Genomic DNA, 2203 nt, shown 5'->3' with positions numbered 1-2203 from the left:
CCACAAGGCGCTGTGCCCGGCGTTCGGCGGCGGGGTGCCGCCGAACGCCGGGCACAGCGCCTTGTGGTCGCACCACGAGCACAGCCGCCCGGGCTTGGCCGGCCACTGCCCGCTGGCGCGGTTGCCCTCGATCGCCGCCCACAGCGCGCGGACCTTGCGCTCGGTGGCGCGCAGCTCGTCCTCGTCGGGGGAGTGGCGCAGCACGTGCCCGGAGCCCAGGTACACCAGCTGCAGCTGGCGCGGCACCACCCCGCGCGAGCGCCACAGCACCAGCGCGTAGAAGCGCAGCTGGAACAGCGCCGACGCCTCGAAGGCCGCCGAGGGCGCCCGGCCGGTCTTGTAGTCCACCACCCGCAGGTCCCCCGAGGGCGTCACGTCCACGCGGTCCACCACCCCGCGCAGCACCGGGCCGTCCGCCAGCGGCAGCTCCACGAGCACCTCCCGCTCGGCCGGCTCCAGGCGCGAGGGGTCCTCCAGCTCGAAGTAGCGCCGCAGCAGCGCCCGCGCCGAGGCCAGCCAGCGCTGCTGCGCCGCGCCGTCGGCGTCCTCGTCGAACAGCGCCCGCACCCGCGCCTCGCGCTCGCGCAGCGCCGCCCACTGCTCCTCGACCATGCCGCACGCCGCCTCGGCGGTGCGCTCGGCGGCGGGCAGGTCGAAGAGCCGCTCCAGCACCGCGTGCACCAGGGTGCCGCGCACCGCGGCCTCCGACGGCGCCTCCTCGAGGCGGTCGATGGTGCGGAAGCGGTACAGCAGCGGGCAGCGCAGGAAGTCCGCCGCGCGCGAGGGCGACAGCCCGCGCGGGCCGCGCGCGCCCGCGGCCGGGACCGGGTCCGTGCTGGTGCTCACCCGGCGCAGGGTAGGCGCCGGCTGCGACACGGCCGCCCCGCGACCGCGCGCGCCGGGCCGCCGCCGCGGCCCCCTAGGATCGGCGGGTGCGCTGCCCCCGACCCCTCGACCGCCCCGCCGGGACCGGAGCGCGCCGCCGGTGAGCGGCTCCGGGATCCGGCTGGGCCGCCCCTTCGGCGTCCCGCTGCTGCTGGCGCCGTCGTGGTTCCTGTTCGCCGCCGTCATCGTGCTGGTGTTCGCCCCCGTCGTGGCCCCGCGGGTGCCCGGCCCGGCGGCCTACCTCGTGGCGTTCTCCTACGCGGTGCTGCTGCTGGTGTCGGTGCTGCTGCACGAGGTGGCGCACGCGCTGGCCGCGCGCGGCTCCGGGCTGCGGGTGACCGGCATCGTGCTCAACGTCTGGGGCGGGCACACCTCCTTCACCGAGGAGGACGGGCGGCCCGTGGGCCCCGGGCGCAGCCTGCTCATCGCCGTCGTGGGTCCCGTCACCAACGGCGTGATCGCCCTGCTGGCGCACCAGGCCGGCGACCTGGTGCGCGCCCAGCCCGGCCCGGCGGGCGTGGCCGGGCTGCTGCTGGGCGCGCTGACCCTGTCCAACCTGCTGCTGGCCGTGTTCAACCTGCTGCCGGGCCTGCCGCTGGACGGCGGGCACGCCCTGGAGGCCGTCGTGTGGAAGGCGCGCGGCGACCGCCTCGACGGCACCGTCGCCGCCGCCTGGGCAGGGCGGGTCCTGGCCGTGGCGACCCTGCTGGCGGCCGTGGCCGTGCCGCGCCTGCTGGGCTGGAGCACCTCGCTGACGCAGGTGGTGTGGGCCGGGCTCGTCAGCGCCCTGCTGTGGCAGGGCGCCTCGCAGGCCCTGCAGTACGCCGCCCAGCGCCGCCGGGTGCCGCAGCTGTCCGTGCGCGCCCTGCAGCGCCCCGCCATCGGCGTCAGCGCCCGCTCCACCGTCGAGGAGGTCGTGCGCGCCGCGCGCGCGGCCATCGACGCCGGCGCCACCCGCGGCAGCGCCCGCGACCTGGAGGTCGTGCTGGTCACCGACGACGGCGTGCCCGTCGCCGTCGTGGACACCGCCGCCCTGCGGCGGGTGCCGCTGGAGCGGCGCACCGCCCTGGGCGCCGGCGCCACCGCGCGCGCCCTGCCCCCGCGCTCCTGGGTGGACGCCCGGCTGAGCGGCCAGGAGCTGCTGGACGCCGTCGCCGCGCACCCCGGCGAGCACGTCGTGCTCGGCCCGGGCGGGCGCGTCGAGGGCCTGCTGCACACCGGCGACGTCGTCGCCGCCGTCACCGCGCGCTGAGGCGCGCACCCCACCACGGAAGGACCCAGCGTTGAGCGACGCCCCCACCGGTGAGCCCACCGGTGA

Annotated in this window: 2 protein-coding genes; one reads left to right on the top strand and one right to left on the bottom strand. The window is 78.5% G+C overall.

Features of this window, described 5'->3' with window-relative positions; genetic code table 11:
• Positions 1-846: RecB family exonuclease (locus tag GTR00_RS19345; protein ID WP_323132618.1), on the bottom strand; the 846-nt coding region annotated here is incomplete at its 3' end.
• A gap of 139 nt (positions 847-985) precedes the next feature.
• Here GTR00_RS19345 and GTR00_RS19340 point away from each other — a divergent pair.
• Positions 986-2137, top strand: a complete 1152-nt coding sequence (locus tag GTR00_RS19340; protein ID WP_166613185.1) for a site-2 protease family protein — start codon at positions 986-988, stop codon at positions 2135-2137.
• Positions 2138-2203: the final 66 nt, after the last annotated feature.

The sequence above is a fragment of the Kineococcus indalonis genome (genome assembly GCF_009906395.1).
GTDB lineage: Bacteria > Actinomycetota > Actinomycetes > Actinomycetales > Kineococcaceae > Kineococcus > Kineococcus indalonis.
The sequence above is the reverse complement of the archived record's forward strand: the minus strand, read 5'-3'. Positions and strand labels throughout refer to the sequence as shown.